The 18,674-nt window shown below is 64.7% G+C and carries 17 protein-coding genes; 7 read left to right on the top strand and 10 right to left on the bottom strand.

Annotated features, from left to right (window positions below):
- The 3 genes from BM118_RS38195 to BM118_RS38185 form a co-directional block, all read right to left on the bottom strand.
- On the bottom strand, window positions 1-226 hold a 226-nt coding region (locus BM118_RS38195), incomplete at its 3' end, for a DUF4372 domain-containing protein (protein ID WP_143099468.1).
- Window positions 227-351: 125 nt separating this feature from the next.
- Window positions 352-1,869 (bottom strand): acetyl-CoA acetyltransferase, encoded by a 1,518-nt coding sequence (locus BM118_RS38190; protein WP_092192920.1) that lies wholly within the window; start codon window positions 1,867-1,869, stop codon window positions 352-354.
- 116 nt (window positions 1,870-1,985) lie between these two features.
- On the bottom strand, window positions 1,986-3,119 hold the full coding sequence (locus tag BM118_RS38185; protein WP_092192918.1) for a nitronate monooxygenase: 1,134 nt from the start codon (window positions 3,117-3,119) through the stop codon (window positions 1,986-1,988).
- Between the two features lie 268 nt (window positions 3,120-3,387).
- On the opposite strand from BM118_RS38185, the gene BM118_RS38180 reads away from it, so the two are divergent.
- Together BM118_RS38180 and yghU are read left to right on the top strand one after the other, a co-directional pair.
- Complete coding sequence (locus BM118_RS38180; RefSeq protein ID WP_092192917.1) at window positions 3,388-5,028, top strand: flavin-containing monooxygenase; 1,641 nt, start codon at window positions 3,388-3,390, stop codon at window positions 5,026-5,028.
- A gap of 266 nt (window positions 5,029-5,294) precedes the next feature.
- Entirely contained in the window at window positions 5,295-6,176 is an 882-nt protein-coding gene (yghU, locus tag BM118_RS38175) for a glutathione-dependent disulfide-bond oxidoreductase (protein WP_092192915.1), read from the top strand.
- A 204-nt stretch (window positions 6,177-6,380) separates the two neighbouring features.
- Here yghU and BM118_RS38170 read toward each other — a convergent pair whose 3' ends face one another.
- The 4 genes from BM118_RS38170 to BM118_RS38155 all read right to left on the bottom strand — a co-directional run bounded on the left by BM118_RS38170 (window position 6,381) and on the right by BM118_RS38155 (window position 10,019).
- On the bottom strand, window positions 6,381-6,998 hold the full coding sequence (locus BM118_RS38170; protein ID WP_092192914.1) for a flavin reductase family protein: 618 nt from the start codon (window positions 6,996-6,998) through the stop codon (window positions 6,381-6,383).
- A 172-nt stretch (window positions 6,999-7,170) separates the two neighbouring features.
- Window positions 7,171-8,448: an acyl-CoA dehydrogenase family protein gene (locus BM118_RS38165; RefSeq protein ID WP_092192912.1), complete on the bottom strand. Its 1,278-nt coding sequence runs from the start codon at window positions 8,446-8,448 to the stop codon at window positions 7,171-7,173.
- 292 nt (window positions 8,449-8,740) lie between these two features.
- Window positions 8,741-9,121: a VOC family protein gene (locus tag BM118_RS38160; RefSeq protein ID WP_092192910.1), complete on the bottom strand. Its 381-nt coding sequence runs from the start codon at window positions 9,119-9,121 to the stop codon at window positions 8,741-8,743.
- A 118-nt stretch (window positions 9,122-9,239) separates the two neighbouring features.
- Window positions 9,240-10,019 (bottom strand): SDR family NAD(P)-dependent oxidoreductase, encoded by a 780-nt coding sequence (locus BM118_RS38155; RefSeq protein WP_177235051.1) that lies wholly within the window; start codon window positions 10,017-10,019, stop codon window positions 9,240-9,242.
- A gap of 167 nt (window positions 10,020-10,186) precedes the next feature.
- Here BM118_RS38155 and BM118_RS38150 point away from each other — a divergent pair, with 167 nt between their 5' ends.
- From BM118_RS38150 to BM118_RS38140, 3 genes are read left to right on the top strand one after another with little or no spacing between them, the layout of a single operon-like run.
- Window positions 10,187-10,975, top strand: a complete 789-nt coding sequence (locus tag BM118_RS38150; protein ID WP_092192906.1) for an enoyl-CoA hydratase/isomerase — start codon at window positions 10,187-10,189, stop codon at window positions 10,973-10,975.
- Window positions 10,972-11,958: a phosphotransferase family protein gene (locus BM118_RS38145; protein ID WP_092192904.1), complete on the top strand. Its 987-nt coding sequence runs from the start codon at window positions 10,972-10,974 to the stop codon at window positions 11,956-11,958. The genes BM118_RS38150 and BM118_RS38145 overlap by 4 nt, the downstream gene beginning before the upstream one ends.
- Window positions 11,959-11,961: 3 nt before the next feature.
- Window positions 11,962-12,339 (top strand): DUF6285 domain-containing protein, encoded by a 378-nt coding sequence (locus BM118_RS38140; RefSeq protein ID WP_092192902.1) that lies wholly within the window; start codon window positions 11,962-11,964, stop codon window positions 12,337-12,339.
- 249 nt (window positions 12,340-12,588) lie between these two features.
- On the opposite strand, the gene BM118_RS38135 is transcribed toward BM118_RS38140, so the two are convergent.
- Window positions 12,589-13,368 carry an enoyl-CoA hydratase-related protein gene (locus BM118_RS38135; RefSeq protein ID WP_092192900.1) on the bottom strand — a complete coding sequence of 260 codons (780 nt, stop codon included), beginning with the start codon at window positions 13,366-13,368 and terminating at the stop codon, window positions 12,589-12,591.
- A gap of 212 nt (window positions 13,369-13,580) precedes the next feature.
- On the opposite strand from BM118_RS38135, the gene BM118_RS38130 reads away from it, so the two are divergent.
- Complete coding sequence (locus BM118_RS38130; RefSeq protein WP_092192898.1) at window positions 13,581-14,855, top strand: acyl-CoA dehydrogenase family protein; 1,275 nt, start codon at window positions 13,581-13,583, stop codon at window positions 14,853-14,855.
- A 199-nt stretch (window positions 14,856-15,054) separates the two neighbouring features.
- On the opposite strand, the gene BM118_RS38125 is transcribed toward BM118_RS38130, so the two are convergent.
- Together BM118_RS38125 and BM118_RS38120 are read right to left on the bottom strand one after the other, a co-directional pair.
- Window positions 15,055-16,632: a fatty acid--CoA ligase gene (locus tag BM118_RS38125; RefSeq protein ID WP_092192896.1), complete on the bottom strand. Its 1,578-nt coding sequence runs from the start codon at window positions 16,630-16,632 to the stop codon at window positions 15,055-15,057.
- 224 nt (window positions 16,633-16,856) lie between these two features.
- On the bottom strand, window positions 16,857-17,729 hold the full coding sequence (locus BM118_RS38120; protein ID WP_092192894.1) for an SDR family oxidoreductase: 873 nt from the start codon (window positions 17,727-17,729) through the stop codon (window positions 16,857-16,859).
- Window positions 17,730-17,834: 105 nt separating this feature from the next.
- On the opposite strand from BM118_RS38120, the gene BM118_RS38115 reads away from it, so the two are divergent.
- On the top strand, window positions 17,835-18,644 hold the full coding sequence (locus BM118_RS38115) for a crotonase/enoyl-CoA hydratase family protein (protein WP_092192892.1): 810 nt from the start codon (window positions 17,835-17,837) through the stop codon (window positions 18,642-18,644).
- Window positions 18,645-18,674: the final 30 nt, after the last annotated feature.

Raw genomic sequence — 18,674 nt, 5'->3', positions numbered from 1 at the left:
CCGTTCCCAGATGATAGTGGTGCTGAGGGTTGGCGTTGAAGCCCGTCACCACGGCACGCAAACTGGCGTGACCGCTCAGTTGCGCATAGATCAGCGCGACCAAATGATCCCAGCTCTTGAACGACTTGTCGTAGGCATCCCCGTCCACACGATCCACAGCAGCCTGAAATTGCCGCCGATTGATCGGTTCAAGGAGCCTTCCAAAAATGCTATCGCTAAACCGCATGCCCGGTCACCTTCTGAGTCTCGACAACCAGAAAGTACCTGCTTCACGCCGGTTAAACCGGGCATGCTCCGCGACACAGTGAATCATTCCCCGGACAGCCCTGCGTAAGAACGGGGAGAGGGAGATCAGGATACCCGCCACTCCGGTACGCCATCGCCGGCCATCGCGATCTCGCCAAGCGAGCCGACCGGCGTGCGATCCATGTTGAGGAGATGCGCCAGCGTCGCGGTATCACCCGCCGGAATCCGTGCCAGCGTGCGGCGGTCATCTTCCGTGCGCAGCATCACCACACCGTGCTCGACATCCCCGCCGCGGCCGTAGAGCACCGTAAAGCTCTCGACCTTGCCCTTGCCCGAGGCTTCCGCGACGAAATTCGGCACCGCGCGCTTGTTGCGGTCGGCCTCTTCTTGCACGCTCGTCTCCTGCGCCAGCGCCGCGCGCGGCGGCGCCTTCGAAACCACCAGCGCATGATGCTTGGTGACGAAGCCGCCCTGGCCGTAGAGCAGGCCGAGCCTGGCGCCATCGCGCAGGCGCCGCACCATCGCGCAGGCCGCATGCGTCATGTAGGTGTTGAGCGGCGCGCCGAAGAAGGTGAGGCCGCCGGTCACGGTCGGCTGCACGTCGGCGGAAAGGCCCAGCGTCCGCCGCGCCATCTTGGGCACGCAGGGGAAGCAGCTATAGAGCTCGATCGCTTCGAATGCCGTGCCGTCGCCGCCGGCGAGGTCCACCGCGGCTTTCAGCACCGCATTCTGCGGATGGCTCTCGTAGAACTGGTCGCGCAGGAGATAGTCGCGCGGCTCCTCCGCCGAGGCGCCGCCGAGCGGATAGACCAGTCTGTCCTCGGCGATACCCGCCGCGCGCGCCCTGGCAAGGCTGGTGAGCAGCAGCGCGCCACCCATGTTGACGCTGGGGTTGGCGACCATGAGCTTGTTGTAAGGCCAGGCGATGAGACGGTTGTCCGCGGTCGGCGTCGTGATCTCGTCCGGCGCATAGCGTCGCTTCAGCCAGGCGTTTGGATTTTGTGCGGCGGCCTCGGAATAGCGCGACCACAGTGTGCCCGATTCCGCCATCGCCTCGCGCGGCGTCTGGCCCCAATGAGCGGAGGAGGCCGCCTCATAGAACGGATAGACCGTGACGGGCCGGAACACGCCGAGCTTCACGGCCAGCGGCTTCTGGAACGCTGCGCCGCGCTTGGGCTCCTCGACATCATGCGCGAACGGCGTCCATGGCAGCTTCGCGCCTGCGCGCTCGGCCTTGGTCGCGGTCGACTGCGCCTCCGCACCGCAGACCGCGGCAACGCTGCATTCGCCGCGCGCGATGCGCTTTGCGGCCTCGTGGATGTAGCGGATCGGGCTCTCGCCGCCGACCGGGCCGTAATAGCAATGCGAAGGCGTGATCCCGAGTCGCTGCGCCAGCAGCTTTTCCGGGTCGCGGTAGCGCCAGCTCAGGAAGTTGACGACGTCGAGCGACTGCACCTCGCCGAGCAGCTTTGCCCCGGCATCCGCTTCGGCGCGCCGCAGCGCCTGTTCGAGCAGATCGAACGGCTCGAGGCCCTCGGTGATCTCCTTGGGGCGGTCGACGATCTCGCCGATGCCGACGATGACGGGGATGCGGTCTTCGGGGATGTTGGTATTGTCGGTCATGGCCTCAATTCACGATATCAGTTGCTTCGTCATTGCGAGCGAAGCGAAGCAATCCAGAATCTTTCCGCGGCGGCAGTCTGGATTGTTTCGCTACGCTCGCAATGACGATGTGGGTGCTACTCCGCCACCAGCTCATTCATGTGCTCGACGGCCTCGGCAAACTCTTCCTTGAACTCCTGCACCACCGCGCCCGCCGACTTCACGCCGTCGATCAGGCCGACGCCCTGGCCGACGAAGTAGCTGACGAGATCGCGCGCCCTGGCGTTGCCAGCCGCCGCCGCGCGGTCGATCGAATTGAAGGCGTCGCGGCTGATGATGCTTTGCAGCGGCATCGGCAGCGCACCGGGGCTCTCCGGCGCGCGGTCCCAGGCATCGGTCCACACCGAGCGGAGCTGCCGGGCGGGCTTTCCGGTACGTCCCTTCGAGCGCACCGCGTCACGCGAGGACGCGGCGATCATCTTTTCGCGGAAGATTTCCGTCGTCTCGGCTTCCACGGTCGCGAGCCACACCGAGCCGGTCCAGGCGCCGGCCGCGCCCATCGCCATGCAGGCCGCCATCTGCCGTCCCGTCATGATGCCGCCGGCCGCCAGCACCGGCACGTCGCGGATCTTCTTGATTGCCTTGATCACCTCCGGCACCAGCACCATGGTCGACACCTCGCCGCAATGGCCGCCGGCCTCGGTGCCCTGGACCACGAGGATATCGACGCCGGCCGCGACCTGGCGCAGCGCGTGCTCCTTGGCGCCGACGAGAGCTGCGACCGGCACGCCGTGCTTCTTGCCCATCTCGATCATCGCTTTCGGCGGCACGCCGAGTGCGTTCGCGATCAGCCTGATCGGATGATTGAACGAGACCTCGAGCAGTTGAAGCGCCGTCTTTCCGTCGAACGGCTGCGGCTGGTTGTCGGCCATTTCAGTGGTCGTCAGCTCGATGTCGTACTTCTTCAGGAGGTCGCGCGTGTAGTTGCGATGCTCTTGCGGCACGCGCGCTTCCAGGCTCTTCCAGGTGACGTCCTTCTCGCCCGCCGTCGAGATGTTCTCGGGGATCAGCACGTCGATGCCGTAGGGCTTGCCGTCGACGTGGTCGTCGATCCATTTCAGCTCGCGTTCGAGCGTATCAGGCGTGTGCACGGTGGCACCTAACACGCCGAAGCCGCCGGCGCGGCTGACGGCGGCGACGACGTCGCGGCAATGGCTGAAGGCGAGCAGCGGGAACTCGATGCCCAGCATGTCGCAGATCGGCGATTTCATGGCTCTCTCCCGGCGGCCGTCGCGTTGCTGTTATTGCTTTGCGTTCTTGTTGTCCTTGGCGAAGGCCGCGCGACGCTAACTCATCGTCGCCGGCGATGCCAAGCCGGATTTCGCCGCGCATCTTGCGTATAGGCGCCACGCCACGCGAGGAGCCATTCCGTCGCGCAAAATAAGCGGAGCGGCGGCCGTGAATGAGCCTCTTGCGCTTTGGCCGACGTGAGAGAATGCTGGCGAACAACAACAGACAACAACGAGGGAGCGCCAACCGATGTCGCCAGCGCAATCGAGTCCGGCCGAGGCCAGTGAAGCCTATGACGTGGTCATCGTCGGCGCCGGCTTTGCCGGCATGTACATGTTGCATCGGCTGCGCAGGCTTGGCTTCTCGGCGCGAGTCTACGAGCAGGGCGGCGGGGTCGGCGGCACCTGGTACTGGAATCGTTATCCGGGCGCGCGCTGCGATGTCGAGAGCATGCAATATTCCTACTCGTTCTCGGAGGAGCTCCAGCAGGAATGGGACTGGACCGAACGCTACGCGCCGCAGGCAGAGATCCTGAAATACGCCAACCATGTCGCGGATCGTTTCGATCTGCGCCGCGACATCCAGTTCGACACGCGCGTCGAGCGCGCTGTCTTCGATGAACAGACTAATGGCTGGTCGGTGACGATTTCCGGCGGAAAGACGGTCGAAGCGAAGTTCGTCGTGCTCGCCACCGGCTGCCTGTCGAACGCGCGCAAGCCCGACATCAAGGGTCTCGAAAACTTCAAAGGTCCCGTCTACCACACCGGCAACTGGCCGCACGAGCCCGTGGACTTCACGGGCCTGCGCGTTGGCCTCATCGGCACCGGTTCATCCGGCATCCAGTCGGCGCCCATCATTGCCGAGCAGGCAAAGCATCTCACCGTCTTCCAGCGCACCGCGAATTTCTCGATTCCCGCCCGCAACGCCACGCTGACCGATGAGGAACGCGATGCGTTCCGCAACAACTATTCGGAGATCCGTCGCTTCGCCCGCGAGGTCGCGCGCAACGGCATCTATGCCGAGCAGCCCGATCGCGGCGCTCTCGACGACAGCGAGGATGACAGGCACGCCAGATACGGGGCGCGTTGGGATCGCGGCGGGCTCACCTTCATGTACGCCTACAACAATCTCGGCCTGGATCTGGCCGCGAATGACACCGCCGCCGACTACGTGCGCGGCAAGATCACCGAGATCGTCAAGGACGCCAGCACTGCGAAATTGCTCCAGCCGAACAGCCATCCGATCGGCACCAAGCGCATCTGCATCGATACGGATTACTTCGCGACCTTCAACCGGCCGAATGTCTCATTGGTCGACATCAAGACCAATCCGATCGAGGAGATCACCGCGAACGCTGTCCGTGTCGCGGGGGCAGATCACGAGGTCGATGCGCTGGTGATGGCGACCGGCTTCGACGCCATGACCGGATCGGTCGCCCGGATCGGCATTCGCGGTCGCGGCGGGCGGACGCTGAACCAGAAATGGGCCGAGGGCCCCAAGACCTATCTCGGCCTGATGAGCGCAGGCTTTCCCAACCTCTTCATCATCACCGGGCCCGGCAGCCCGTCCGTGCTGTCCAACATGATCGTGTCGATCGAGCAGCATGTCGACTGGATCGCCGATTGCCTCGTCCACATGCGCAAGCAAGGCCTTGCCACGATGGAGGCGGGGGGAGAAGCGGAGGACAAGTGGGTCGCGCACGTCAACGAAGTTGCCCATGGCACGCTCTATCCGCAGGCCAATTCCTGGTACATGGGCGCCAACATCCCCGGCAAGCCGCGCATCTTCATGCCCTATATCGGCGGCGTCGGGGTCTACCGGCGGATCTGCGACGAGGTCGCGGCGAAGGGGTATGAGGGGTTTTTGCTGGGGCGTGCGGAGCAGGGCTGACTGCGGCCGCGTCCTGAGCCTGGCTCTTTCCGATCGTCATTCCGGGGCGTCGCGGAGCGACGAGCCGGAATCCATTTCTCCGAGCATTCCTGGGGCCTGATGGATTCCGGGCTCGCCCTCCGGGTGCCCCGGAATGACGGCGGGGAAGTGGCTTGCCATGACGAAACATAGAGTTGCCCCGTCCGGCAATGCATTTCTGCGCCCTTGTCATCGGCCGTTCGCGGGCTAATTAATGCAGGCGCATCTTTCCGCCCCGGAGCCCCCGCATGACCGACGCCCCCGCCTACGTGCCGCCCAAAGTCTGGACCTGGAACAAGGAGAACGGCGGGCAGTTCGCCAGCATCAACCGGCCGATCGCCGGCCCCACCCACGACAAGGAGCTGCCGGTCGGCAAGCATCCGCTCCAGCTCTATTCGCTGGCGACGCCGAACGGGGTGAAGGTGACGGTGATGCTGGAGGAGCTTCTGGCGCTCGGCCACAAGGGCGCCGAATACGACGCCTGGCTGATCAGGATCGGCAATGGCGACCAGTTCGGCAGCGGGTTCGTCGACATCAACCCGAACTCGAAGATTCCGGCGCTGATGGACCGCTCCGGCCCTGAGCCTGTCAGGGTGTTCGAGTCCGGCTCGATCCTGTTCTATCTCGCCGAGAAGTTCGGCGCCTTCCTGCCGAAGGACATCAAGACCCGTACCGAAGCGATGTCCTGGCTGTTCTGGCAGATGGGCAGCGCGCCGTATCTCGGCGGCGGCTTTGGCCATTTCTACGCCTACGCACCGACCAAGATCGAATACGCCATCGACCGTTTCGCGATGGAGACCAAGCGCCAGCTCGACGTGCTCGACCGGCGCCTCGCCGACAACGAATATCTCGCGGGCAACGAGTACACCATCGCCGACATCGCGGTGTGGCCCTGGTATGGCGCGCTCGCCAAGGGACTGGTCTACGGTGCCGGCGAGTTCCTCTCCGTGCAGGACTACAAGAACGTGCAGCGCTGGACCGACCAGATCGCCAAACGCCCGGCTGTGAAGCGCGGCCGCATGGTCAACCGCGTCTCCGGCGATCCCGCAAGCCAGCTCCACGAGCGCCACGACGCCGGCGATTTCGACACCAAGACGCAGGACAAGATCGGCGAGCCGGCTGCATCGTAGGTGCTGTACTCCCTCTCCCCGCGTGCGGGGAGAGGCCGGAATGCGCGCTGAAAGCGCGGATTCCGGGTGAGGGGACTCTCCGCGAGTCCGACTGTCACCGTCTTTTCGGAAGCAGCCCCTCGCCCCAACGCTCTCAGCGTGAGCGAAGCTCGTCGCGGTCCCGTAAGAACGGGGCCAGGGAGCGCGCCTTTGCTGTAGCGTCCGCTACTTCCCCTTCGCACCCTCCGCTGCCGGAAACACCACGCGGTCGTCGGTGCGGCAGTAGCGGTCGGCGAACATGCGGCCGATCGGGTGGTAGCGGTCCATGTGCACTCGCATCGCCGCCTCGTCCCAGAGCTCGTCGCGAATGTAGAAATGCAGGCCTTCGCCCATGATCAACTGGCGATCGCCGTTGACGTCGATCGTCCTCCAGGTCCTGCACTCCATGGCCCAGGGCGTGTCGGCGAGCCGCGGCACGGCAATCGTCTTCGACGGCGAAAGCATCAGCCCGAGGTAGCCGGGCTCGCCGATCTCGGGCGGAAAATCGCCGCTGGATTCGTGCATCGCCCGCGCCAGCGGCTCGTCCGCGATGTTGACCACGAACTCGCCGGTACGCTGGATGTTGGCAAGCGTATCCTTCTCCTCGCCGTTCGGTTTCCGGTTCACCGCGAACATGCAGAGCGGCGGATCCTCGCAGAACACGTTGAAGAAGCTGAACGGCGCGGCATTGACCACGCCGGTCGACCCGATCGACGTCACCCACGCGATCGGCCGCGGCAGCACGAAGGAGGTCAGCACCTTGTAGCGCTCGCGCGGCGTGAGGTCGCTCGGGGTGTAGTCCATGGATGCTCCTTGCGAGGTCTTCGCCTCTCCCCGCTTGCGGGGAGAGGCCGACGCGCGTCGAGCGCGGCGGGTGAGGGGGACTCTCCGCGAGTCCGTCTGTCACCGTAGTTGTGGAAGCAGCCCCTCACCCCAGCCCTCTCCCCGTAAGTACGGGGAGAGGGAGGGATAGACTTCAAGCCATGCTCAGCTCGTGCCGGCCGACCACCATCCAGTGCACCTCGTCCGGACCGTCGGCAAAGCGCAGGTGGCGCACGTCCTGGTACATCTCGGCGAGCGGGGTCCAGTGCGAGATGCCGGTGGCGCCGTGCATCTGGATCGCCTGGTCGATGATCTTGCAGGCGCGCTCGGGCACCATGGCCTTGACCATGGAGACCCAGACGCGGGCTTCCTTGTTGCCGAGCACGTCCATGGCCTTCGCCGCTTTCAGCACCATCAGCCGCATCGCCTCGATCTCGCAGCGCGCCTGCGCGATGATCTGCATGTTGCCGCCGAGATGGGCGATCTTCTTGCCGAAGGCTTCGCGGGTGAGGCCACGCTGCACCATCAGGTCGAGTGCCTTCTCGGCCTTGCCGATGGTGCGCATGCAGTGATGGATGCGCCCGGGTCCGAGGCGGAGCTGCGAGATCTCGAAGCCGCGGCCTTCGCCGAGCAGCATGTTCTCCTTCGGCACGCGCACGTTGTTGAAGCGCATCTGCATGTGGCCGCGTGGGGCGTGGTCCTGGCCGAACACGTACATGGGGCCGAGCACCTCGACGCCGGGCGTGTCGCGCGGCACCAGGATCTGCGACTGCTGCTTGCTCGGCGCGGCGTCCGGATTGGTCTTCACCATCACGATGAGGATCTTGCAGCGGGGATCGCCGAGGCCGGAGATGTAGTATTTCTCGCCGTTGATGACCCATTCGTCGCCGACGAGCTTTGCCGTCGTCGAGATGTTCTTGGCGTCGGAGGAGGCGACGTTCGGCTCGGTCATGACATAGGCCGAGCGGATCTCGCCGTTGAGCAGCGGCTTCAGCCATTTCTCCTTCTGCTCCTTGGTGCCGACGCGCTCCAGCACCTCCATGTTGCCGGTGTCGGGCGCAGAGCAGTTCATGGTCTCGGAGGCCAGCGGGCTCTTGCCGAGCTCGGAGGCGATATAGGCATAGTCGAGATTCTTCAGGCCCTGGCCGGTCTCGTCATCGGGCAGGAAGAAGTTCCAGAGGCCTTCCTGCTTGGCCTTGTTCTTGGCGACCTCGAGCACTTCGAGCTGCTTCGGCGTGAAGCTCCAGCGATCTTCCTTGGTTTCGCCCGCCTTGGCGAACTCGATCGACATCGGCTCGACGGTGTCCCGGATGAACTTCTTGACGTGGTCGTAGAGCGGCCGGACCTGGTCCGACATGCGGAGGTCGTTGAGCTCGTCGCCGGGATTGAGGGTGTAGTTGGTGGTGCGGGGTATGTAGGTGTGTTTTGTCATTGTTCCTCCCGGGGTGACTGAGATCGTACTGGGGAGAATAATCGCAGCGCCGCCAAAGTGCGAGCGCGCATTTTTTCACGCGGCCCATGCCACGTGATGGAATTTCGCGAGGTGTTTGAAATGTTGTTTGAACGGGGGACGATTGCCACAACTTCCGCTGTCATCGCCCGCCTTGTGCGCACTTGCGCACTGGGGCGGGCGATCCAGTACGCTGCGACGGACGTGATTGAATCGAGCGGCCGCGGCGTACTGGATTCCCCGCCTCCGCGGGGAATGACAGCGCTTGCTGCTGTTAGTTCGGCATCCGGTGCATCGCGCAGATCTTGTTGCCGTCGAGGTCGCGCAGGTAAGCGAGATAAAGCTTGTTCCCCGCGCCCTCGCGGATGCCGGGCGGATTCTCGATCGGCGTTCCGCCAGCAGCGACGCCGGCCGCGTGCCACTTGTCGACCTGCTCAGGCGAGTTGGCGGCAAAGCCGATGGTGCCGCCGTTCGCACAGGTCGCCGGCTCGCCGTTGATCGGCTTCGTCACCGAGAACACGCCTGTCTTGGTGAAGTAGAAGATGCGATGGCCGTCGACCTTGGCCGGCCGCACCTCGAGTGTGCTGAGCAGTTGGTCGTAGAACGCCTTGGCCTTGTCGAGGTCGTTGGTGCCGATCATGATGTGGGAAAACATTTGCCCTGTCCCCTCGATATCTTTTGTAGCCCGGACGGAGCGCAGCGAGATCCGGGTCTGGTGTTTCTGGTCATCCCGGATTGTGCTGCGCTCCATCCGGGTTGCGATCCTGAAAAGATCAAAACGCCGTATAGCCGCCGTCGATCACGAACGTATCCGCGGTGTGATAGGACGAGGCCTTGCTCATCAGATACACGGCGATGCCGCCGAAATCGCCGGGCTCGCCGAAGCGGCGCTGCGGAATGCGCGGCATCACATTGGCGACGAACTTGTCGTTGGCCATGAGCCCCGCGGTCATGTCACTCTTGATCCAGCCGGGCAGGATCGCATTCGCGGTGACGCCGTCGCGCGCCAGCTCCACGCCGAGCGCGCGCACCAGCGCGTTGATGGCAGCCTTGGTCGCGGCATAGTGCTCGTTGCGCGCGGTGCCGAAGATCGAGGCGAGGCTCGAGGTCGCCACCAGCCGGCCGAAGGGATCGCCGGCATTGGCGCGGTCGGTCATGTGTCTGGCGGCCGCCTGGAACGCGTGGAACACGCCGTCGAGATTGGTCGCGAACATCGTGCGCCATTCCTCTTCGGTGCGCTCGATGAAGGAGCGCCGGCCGCCGCCGCCGATGCCGGCATTGGCGAAGCAGCCGTCGACCCGGCCGAAAATGTCGAGCGTGGCCTTCATCGCGGCATTGACCGAGGCCGGATCAGTGACGTCGCAGACGCGGGTATCCACCTTGCCGGCAAGGCCCGCCAGGCTCGCGGCAGCGCTGTTGTTCTTGTCAGGATTGCGGCCCCAGATCGAAACGTTGCAGCCTTGGCCGGCCAGTGCCTGCGCGATGCCGAGCCCGATGCCGCCATTGCCGCCGGTGATCACGGCGACGCGGCCGGAGAGGTCGAAAAGGCTCATGGCGCGTTTCCCGGTTTTTGGCATGACGCGCATCAGCCGCTGCGCGCAAGATTGCTTGCTATGCTCTGATCACCATGGACAAGACCGCGCCAAAAATCAAATATGCGCCCCGGCAAAACTAATTCCGGTCTGCGAAACTGACACAGGCCGCAACCGACGAGGAAACCATGCAGTTCAAACACGTCACGCTCGATTTCGATGGTTCGGTCGCGATCCTCAAGCTCGACCATCAGGAGGTGATGAATGCGGTCTCCGTGGACATGCTGGGCGGCCTCGCCGACGCGCTCGATGCGATCGAGGAGAAGAAGGACGAGGTGCGCTGCGTCGTGCTGACCGGCGCGGGACGGGCGTTCTGCACGGGCGCTAATCTTCAGGGCCGCAACAACCAGTCGAAGAAGACCAAGGCCGGCCTGACGCTGGAGACCGGCTTTCACCCGTTCCTGCGCCGCATCCGCAATCTGCACTGCCCCATCGTCACCGCGGTCAACGGCCCGGCGGCGGGCGCCGGCATGAGCTTCGCGCTGCTCGGCGACATGATCCTGTGCGCGCGCTCGTCCTATTTCCTGCAGGCCTTCCGCCGCATCGGCCTCGTGCCGGATTGCGGCTCGACCTGGCTGCTGCCGCGCCTCGTCGGCCGGGCCCGCTCGATCGAACTGTCGCTGATGGGCGAGAGGCTCCCGGCCGAGAAGGCGCTGGAATGGGGCCTCGTCAACCGCGTCTACGACGACGGTGTGCTGATGGAGGAGGCGATGAAGCTCGCGCGCGAGCTTGCCAGCGGCCCGACGGTTGCGCTGTCGCTGATCCGCAAGCTCTACTGGGACAGTCCGGAAAATTCCTTCGAGGATCAGCTCAATCTCGAATTCCAGTGCCAGCTTCGCGCCGGCGACACGCAGGACTTCCGTGAAGGCGTCGGCGCGTTCCTGGAGAAGCGCCCGGCGCAGTTCAAGGGCAAATGATCGAAGCGCAACTCTCCCGCAGCGTCGCGCGCTGGTGCGAGGGGGCAACCGGCGTCACCGGCGCGGCCAAGCTGTCCGGTGGTGCCAGCCAGGAAACCTGGCGCTTCGACATCGTGCATCCCGATGGACCGATCGGCGCGATCCTGCGCCGCTCACCGAAGGGTTATGGCGCAGCTCCAACGCGCGCGGCGGGGCTCGGCGCCGAAGCGCAATTGATGCAGCTTGCCTATGAGGCCGGCGTGCCGTCGCCGCGCGTGATGCATGTCTTGACGGCCGCGGACGATCTCGGCACCGGCTTCATCATGCAGCGGGTCGAGGGCGAGACCATCGCGCGCAAGATCCTGCGCGACGACGAGTTCGCGGCGGCGCGGCCGCATCTCGCGCGGCAGATCGGCGGCGTGCTTGCGGGCCTGCACAGGCTGCCGCTGGACAAGCTGCCCGAGCTGCGGCGCATGACTGCGGCGAAGGAGATCGGCGAATTCGAGCGCGACTATCGCAGCCTGAGCTGGCCCAAGCCCGTGTTCGAGCTGGCGCTGCGCTGGCTGCGCGACAACGATCCCGGCCCCTCTGCCGAGGAGACGCTGGTGCATGGCGATTTCCGCAACGGCAATCTCATCATCGGTGCCGACGGCGTCCGCGCCGTGCTCGACTGGGAGCTTGCGCATCTCGGCGATCCCATGGAGGATCTCGGCTGGGTCTGCGTTAATTCCTGGCGGTTCGGCGAGATCGACAAGCCCGTCGGCGGTTTTGGCACACGCGAGGAATTGTTCGCCGGTTACGAAGCGGCGGGCCGAAAAGTCGATCCCGCGCGCGTAAAATTCTGGGAAGTGATGGGCACGCTGCGCTGGGGCATCATGTGCGGTGGCATGATGCAGCGGTTCCGCGAGGGACCGGACCATTCCATGGAGCGCGCCATGATCGGCCGCCGCGCCTCCGAGACCGAGATCGATCTGTTGCGGCTCTTGGCGCCGCGCGGGAGCTGACGCATGCAGGACGAACCGACACCGGTCGAGCTGACCAAGTCAGTCGCCGATTTCCTCCGGAGCGACATCACGCCGCTGATCTCCGGCCATCAGGCGTTCAAGCTGCGCGTCGCCATCAACATCCTCGACCTCGTGACCCGGCAGCTGACGCAGGAGCAGGGGAGCGATGCGAAAGAGGTGGAGCGGCTGCGTGCACTGCTTGGCATCGACGGCTCGGTGACGGACCTCAACCGCGCCCTCGCCGATCGCATCGCCAGGGGCGAGCTCGACCTCGCAACGCCGGGCCTCGCCGAGCATCTGTGGGCGACCACGATGGACAAGCTTGCGGTCGATCAGCCGAACTACGCCTCCTACAAGCGCGAGCTGTCGCGAGACGGGTAGGCGGCGCTGCATCCTCCGTTATTGCGAGGAGCCCTCGCGACGAAGCAATCCAGACTGTCGCCGCAGAGACAGTCTGGATTGCTTCGCTGCGCTCGCAGTGACGGTGTTGATGCAGTGGTGCGCCACACTCTCCTCGTCATTCCGGGGCGTCGCGAAGCGACGAACCCGGAATCCATTCATCCGCAGTCTCTGCCGCTCGATGGATTCCGGGCTCGCGCCAAGTGGCGCGCCCCGGAATGACGGAAGCCCCTACTTCCCCACCCATTTCGGCGGGCGCTTCTCCGAAAACGCCTTCGGGCCCTCGATGTAGTCCTGCGACGCCACCATCGCTTTCACCGCCGGATATTCCCGCTGCTCCTCGATTGCCTGCTCCAGCGAGACGGCGAGGCCCTTCTGGATGGTCTGCTTCGAGGCCCGGATCGACATCGGCGAGTTCTTGGTGATCATCTCCGCCCAGCGCAGTGCGCCCGCAAGCGCCTCGCCCTGCGGCACCACCTCGTTGACGAAGCCGAGCTCATGGCCCTCCTTGGCGCTGACATGGCGCGCGGTGAGGATCATGCCCATGGCGCGCTTCAGCCCGATCTGACGCGGCAGCCGGTGCAGGCCGCCGGCGAGCGCGGCGAGCCCAACGCGCGGCTCGGGCAGGGCGAAGGTGGCGTTTTCCGAGGCGATGATCAGGTCGCAGGCGAGCGCGATCTCGAAGCCGCCGCCCATCGCCACACCATTCACCGCGGCAATGATCGGCTTGTCGCAGTCGAATCGCGCAGTGAGGCCGGCAAAGCCGCCCTTGTCCCAGCCGCGCTTGCCGCCGGCAGCCTGCCACTTCAGGTCGTTGCCGGCGCAGAACGCCTTGTCGCCGGCGCCGGTGACGATCGCGACCCATTGCTCGGCATCGGCCGAGAAATCGTCGAACACCTTCTGGAGCTCGAAATGCGCGTCGGTGTGCAGCGCATTGTAAACCTCGGGACGCGACAGCGTGACGATCGTGATCGGTCCCTTGCGTTCCACTTTGGAAAATTTCAGCTCCATCGCTCGCTCCCCGCGTTTTCTCCTGAAGGAATATTGGCGTCATACTACCGCGCGTCGGCGCCGCGACACCATCGAATTGCGCGGGCGCGCCTTGCGTAGCTGACACGTCTCGGCTCGCTTGACTTGCGCGTGCTCTTCTCACCTTAATCGTGCGAAGCAAAAGCGCGGTTAGCGCCTTAACGCAAAACGAAAAAATCATCCGGGAGAGAACCGTGGATTTCTCATTGCCAACAGATCTCGTCGCCTATCTCGGAGAGCTCGACCGTTTCATCGAACGCGAGATCAAGCCGCTGGAAGCGGCCGACGACAACATCCGCTTCTTCGATCATCGCCGCGAATGGGCGCGCACCGATTTCGAGAATGGCGGCCTGCCGCGCCACGAGTGGGAGGCCTTGCTGCGCAAGGCCAAGGATCTCGCGGACGCCGCCGGTCACTTGCGCTTTCCGGTGCCGAAGCAGTATGGCGGCAAGGACGGCTCCAACCTCTGGATGGCGGTGATCCGTGAGCATTTTGCCGCCAAAGGCCTCGGGCTGCACAACGACCTTCAGAACGAGCATTCCATCGTCGGAAATTTCCCTGTTGTCACCATGCTCGACCGCTACGGCCGCGACGACCAGAAGGCGATGATCGACGGCTCGATCAAGGGCAAATACCGCATCACGTTTGGATTGACCGAGCCGCATCACGGCTCGGATGCCACGCACATGGAAACGCGGGCGGTGCCGGCGACCCGCGACAACGTCAAGGGCTGGATCATCAATGGCGAGAAGATGTGGACGACCGGCATGCACGTCGCCACCCACTGCGCGCTGTTCGCGCGCACCTCGGGCAATGACGGCGATGCCCGCGGCATCACCTGCTTCCTGGTGCCGGCCAAGAGCCACGGCGTCAGGATCGAGGAGTACATGTGGACCTTCAACATGCCGACCGATCATCCCCGCGTCAGCTTCACCGACGTGTTCGTGCCTGAAGATGCGCTGTTCGGCGAGGTCGGTCGCGGCCTGTCGCTGGCGCAATGCTTCGTGCACCAGAACCGGATCCGCCAGGCCGCCAGCTCGCTCGGCGCCGCTGTCTACTGCATCAACGAAAGCGTCAAATATGCGCGCGAGCGAAAACCGTTCGGCAGGGCGCTCGCCGAGAACCAGGCGATCCAGTTCCCGCTGGTCGAGCTCGCGACGCAAGCCGAGATGCTGCGCCTTCTGATCCGCAAGACGGCCTGGGAGATGGACCAGCTCACCGAGGAGCAGATCGAGCGCACGCTCTCCGACCGCGTCTCGATGAGCAACTACTGGGCAAACCGCCTCTGCTGCGAATCCGCCGACCGCGCCATGCAGGTCCACGGCGGCATGGGCTACTCACGCCACAAGCCGTTCGAGCACATCTATCGGCACCATCGCCGCTACCGGATCACGGAAGGCAGCGAGGAGATCCAGATGCGCAAGGTGGCGGGGTTCCTGTTCGGGTATATGGGGCCGGGGAAGCACTGAGTCGCTGCGGCGCGAACTGCGGTTTATTGCAGGCGACCGCAGTCCCCCCAACGTCGTCCTGGCGCAAGCCAGGACCCATTACCCCAGGGAGCAGTTTGGGGCCGGCTGGCAACCACCTGTCTTCGCCAAACTCAATTCGGTGGTAATGGGTCCTGGATCAGCGCTCACTTCGTTCGCTTGTCCAGGACGACGGTGAAAATCAATTCACCCTTCGATCCTTCCCCGCCCAATACGGCTCGCGCAGCTGCCGCCGCAGGATCTTGCCGCTCGGATTGCGCGGCAGCGCCGGCAGAAACTCCACGGTCTTCGGCGTCTTGAACCCGGCGATGCGTTCGCGGGTGAAGTTGATGATGTCGGTGGCGCTCGCCTGCTTGCCGGGCTTCATCACCACCACGGCCTTCACCGCCTCGCCCCATTTGTCGTCGGGAACGCCGATCACGGCGGCCTCGGCGACATCTGGATGATCGCATAGCGCGCTCTCGACCTCGGCGGGATAGATGTTCTCGCCGCCGGAGATGATCATGTCCTTGATGCGGTCGTGGATGTAGAGATAGCCGTCCTCGTCCATGTAGCCGGCATCGCCGGTGCGCAGCCAGCCGTCGCCGCGCAGCGTCGACGCGGTTGCCTCCGGCAAGTTCCAGTAGCCGGCCATGTTGGAGCCCGAGCGCGTCGCGATCTCGCCGACCTGGCGCGGTGGCAGCGGCTTGCCGTCCGCATCCAGAATGGCGATCTCGACACCCGGCAGCGCCTTGCCGGCCGAGCGCATCCGCTCCAGCCCTTCGACGTGATCCTCCGGCGGCAGGGCGACGATGGTGCCCGTCGTCTCGGTCATGCCGTACATCTGCACGAAGCCGCATTTGAAGACCTCGATGCATTCCTTCAGCAGCGCTGCGGGAATGGGGGAGGCGCCGTACAGCATGTATTTCAGCCTGGAGAAATCGACTGTCTTCGCGCGCGGCTGCCGCACCACGAACTGCATCGCCGCCGGCACCATGAACAATTTGGTGATGCCTGACTGCTCGAAGAAATCCAGCACCTTGGTCGGATCGAACTCGCGCGCGATCACGCCGCGGGCGCCGTGATAGAGACCCATCACGCCCCAGCCCGAGCCGCCGATGTGGAAGATCGGCATCGCGATCAGGGACACGTCGTCGGTCGACCACCGGTTCCACTCCGGCTTGTCCGCGGCATTGCCTGTTTGCACCAGGTTGAGGAAGTTCGCATGCGACAGCATCGCGCCCTTCGGCTTGCCCGTGGTGCCGGAGGTGTAGAGCTGGATCGCGATGTCTTTCGTATCGATCGGCACCTTCGGATCGTCGCCGCTCTGCGCATCCCGCCAGGCCGTAAAATCCTGCCATTCCGGCGCGCCGCCTTCGGTGGTGATGATGGTGCGAACGCCAGGCAACTGGTCCTTGATCTGCGAGACCAGTGTGATGAACTCCGGTCCCACGAACAGCACCGGCGCCTTGCAATCCGCCACGATGAAGGCGACTTCAGGCCCGGCTAGCCGCCAGTTCACCGGCGCCATCACCACGCCGGCCTTCATCGCGCCCATCAGCAGCTCGAAATAGAAGTCGCTGTTCTTGCCGAGATAGGCGATGCGCTCGCCCTTCTTCACGCCCATCGCTAGAAGCGCGTTGGCGACCTTGTTGGTCTTCACGTCGAATTCGGCAAAGCTGGTGACGCGGCCCTCGAACTCATAGGCGGTGGCATTGCCGCGGCTCGTCGCGCGCTCGCGCACCATGTCGGCGAGATTCGCCAATGGCTGTGTGGACATGTTTCTCCCGTGACGTCTTGTTCTTATGCCTGGGAGTGTGGCGTCATCCGCGGGTGATGACAAGATGGGGGCGGGGAACGCGAGTGCTCCAACGTTGTCGTCCCGGCGAAGGCCGGGACCCATAGCCACAAGACGCAATTTTGCGAAGACCGGTCATTGCTAGTCTTCGCCACACGACGTTCGGTGGCTATGGGTCCCGGCCTGCGCCGGGACGACTATTGGATCTACCCCCGCTTGGCCCGGTCCTTCTCGTTCTGGGCCATGATGCTTTCGCGCGCGGTTTTCCAGTCGTCGTCGCTCCAGTCGCGGAGCTGGTAGAAATTGCCGCCCATCGCGAGCGCCTGGGCGCCGTCCATGGCGATGGTCTCGCCGGAGATCCAGTCGCAACCGCCGGAGATCAGGAACACGGCGACGTTCTGCAATTCCTCCATGGTGCCGACACGGCCCATCGGGTTCATCGCCTTGGTGCGCGCGCCGGCCTCGTCGCCCGGCTTGATGCGCTTGCTCATGCCCTCGGTCGGGATCTCGCCGGGCGCTATGGTGTTGAGGCGGATGCCGTAGCGGCCCCATTCGGTCGCAAGCGACATCGTCATGGCGTGGATCGCCGACTTGCTCATCGCCGACGGCACCACATAGGGCGAGCCGTTGCGCACCCAGGTCGTGGTGATCGAGACGACGTTGCCCGGCTGCTTCAACGCGATCCAGCGCTTGCCGACCGCATGCGTCACGTAGAACGTGCCGTGCATGACGATGTTGGCGACGGCGTCGAAGCCGCGCGGCGACAGCTCTTCGGTGCGCGAGATGAAATTGCCGGCGGCGTTGTTGATGAGGTCGGTGAGGGGACCGTCGCGAAAGATGTTTTCGATCATCTCCTCGACCGCGAGCGCATTGCGGATGTCGACGCCGTGACTGGTGACGCGTCCGCCATGGAGATCCATCAGCTCGGTCGCGGTCTCGTCGCAGACGATCTTGCGGCGGCCGCAGATGTGCACTTCGGCTCCGAGCTGGAGGAAGCGCGCCGCCATCGACTTGCCGAGCCCGGTCCCGCCGCCGGTCACGAGGATGCGCCGGCCGGCCAGAAGATTTTCCTTGAACATGGGTGTTTCCCCTGTAGCGATTGTCGGTTAATTGATCGATTGACTAAATCCGGCCGCCAGCTTCCTGTAAAGCGGCACTGAACAAGAACAGGGGAGAATTCATCCATGGAAGAGCGCGTCTCGATCTCGATCTCGGAAGGCGTCGCCGACGTGCGCCTGGTGCGCGCGGACAAGATGAACGCGCTTGATCAGGCCATGTTCGAGGCCCTTGTTGCCGCAACGGACCGGCTTTCGAAGGACAAGAGCGTCCGCGTCGTCGTGCTATCCGGCGAAGGCCGGGCCTTCTGCGCCGGCCTCGACATGGGTCGGTTTGCCGCCATGAAGGAGAAGGGCGGCAACGGAATTCCGGGTGGCGAAAATCGCGACCTCACCAAGCGCACCCATGGCCAGGCGAATTTCCCGCAACAGGCGGTGTGGGGCTGGCGCCAGCTTCCGGTTCCGGTAATCGCGGCCGTGCATGGTGTCGCCTTCGGCGGCGGCTTCCAGCTCTCGCTCGGTGCCGACATGCGTTTCCTCGCCCCCGATGCGCGGATGTCGGTGATGGAGATCAAATGGGGCCTCGTCCCTGATATGGCGGGCACGCCGATCCTGGCCAGTCTCGTGCGCGACGACATCCTGCGCGATCTCACCTACACCGGCCGCATCTTCTCCGCGCAGGAGGCGATGACCTATGGCCTCGCCACGCGCATCTGCGACGATCCGCGCGCCGCAGCGCTCGACGTCGCGCGCGAGATCGCCGGCAAGAGCCCCGACGCGATCCGTGCCGCCAAGCGTCTGCTCAACAATCTCTCGGTCGATCCGGGCCCCGCGCTGCTCGCCGAGTCGGTCGAGCAGCAGAAGCTGATTGGCAGTGCGAACCAGACCGAGGCGGTGCGCGCCAATCTGGAGAAGCGCGCGCCGAGGTTCGCGGATTAACGACTTGTCATTCCGGGATGCGCCGTAGGC

Origin of the sequence: Bradyrhizobium sp. cf659 (genome assembly GCF_900113725.1) — a bacterium.
Lineage (GTDB): Bacteria > Pseudomonadota > Alphaproteobacteria > Rhizobiales > Xanthobacteraceae > Bradyrhizobium.
This window is presented reverse-complemented; position numbering and strand designations above follow the sequence as displayed.

Coding starts and splice junctions, on each gene's coding strand:
- BM118_RS38190 (WP_092192920.1), bottom strand. CDS start 1,869: ATGACCGACAATACCAACATCCCCGAAGACCGCATCCCCGTCATCGTC.
- BM118_RS38185 (WP_092192918.1), bottom strand. CDS start 3,119: ATGAAATCGCCGATCTGCGACATGCTGGGCATCGAGTTCCCGCTGCTC.
- BM118_RS38180 (WP_092192917.1), top strand. CDS start 3,388: ATGTCGCCAGCGCAATCGAGTCCGGCCGAGGCCAGTGAAGCCTATGAC.
- yghU (WP_092192915.1), top strand. CDS start 5,295: ATGACCGACGCCCCCGCCTACGTGCCGCCCAAAGTCTGGACCTGGAAC.
- BM118_RS38170 (WP_092192914.1), bottom strand. CDS start 6,998: ATGGACTACACCCCGAGCGACCTCACGCCGCGCGAGCGCTACAAGGTG.
- BM118_RS38165 (WP_092192912.1), bottom strand. CDS start 8,448: ATGACAAAACACACCTACATACCCCGCACCACCAACTACACCCTCAAT.
- BM118_RS38160 (WP_092192910.1), bottom strand. CDS start 9,121: ATGTTTTCCCACATCATGATCGGCACCAACGACCTCGACAAGGCCAAG.
- BM118_RS38155 (WP_177235051.1), bottom strand. CDS start 10,019: ATGAGCCTTTTCGACCTCTCCGGCCGCGTCGCCGTGATCACCGGCGGC.
- BM118_RS38150 (WP_092192906.1), top strand. CDS start 10,187: ATGCAGTTCAAACACGTCACGCTCGATTTCGATGGTTCGGTCGCGATC.
- BM118_RS38145 (WP_092192904.1), top strand. CDS start 10,972: ATGATCGAAGCGCAACTCTCCCGCAGCGTCGCGCGCTGGTGCGAGGGG.
- BM118_RS38140 (WP_092192902.1), top strand. CDS start 11,962: ATGCAGGACGAACCGACACCGGTCGAGCTGACCAAGTCAGTCGCCGAT.
- BM118_RS38135 (WP_092192900.1), bottom strand. CDS start 13,368: ATGGAGCTGAAATTTTCCAAAGTGGAACGCAAGGGACCGATCACGATC.
- BM118_RS38125 (WP_092192896.1), bottom strand. CDS start 16,632: ATGTCCACACAGCCATTGGCGAATCTCGCCGACATGGTGCGCGAGCGC.
- BM118_RS38120 (WP_092192894.1), bottom strand. CDS start 17,729: ATGTTCAAGGAAAATCTTCTGGCCGGCCGGCGCATCCTCGTGACCGGC.
- BM118_RS38115 (WP_092192892.1), top strand. CDS start 17,835: ATGGAAGAGCGCGTCTCGATCTCGATCTCGGAAGGCGTCGCCGACGTG.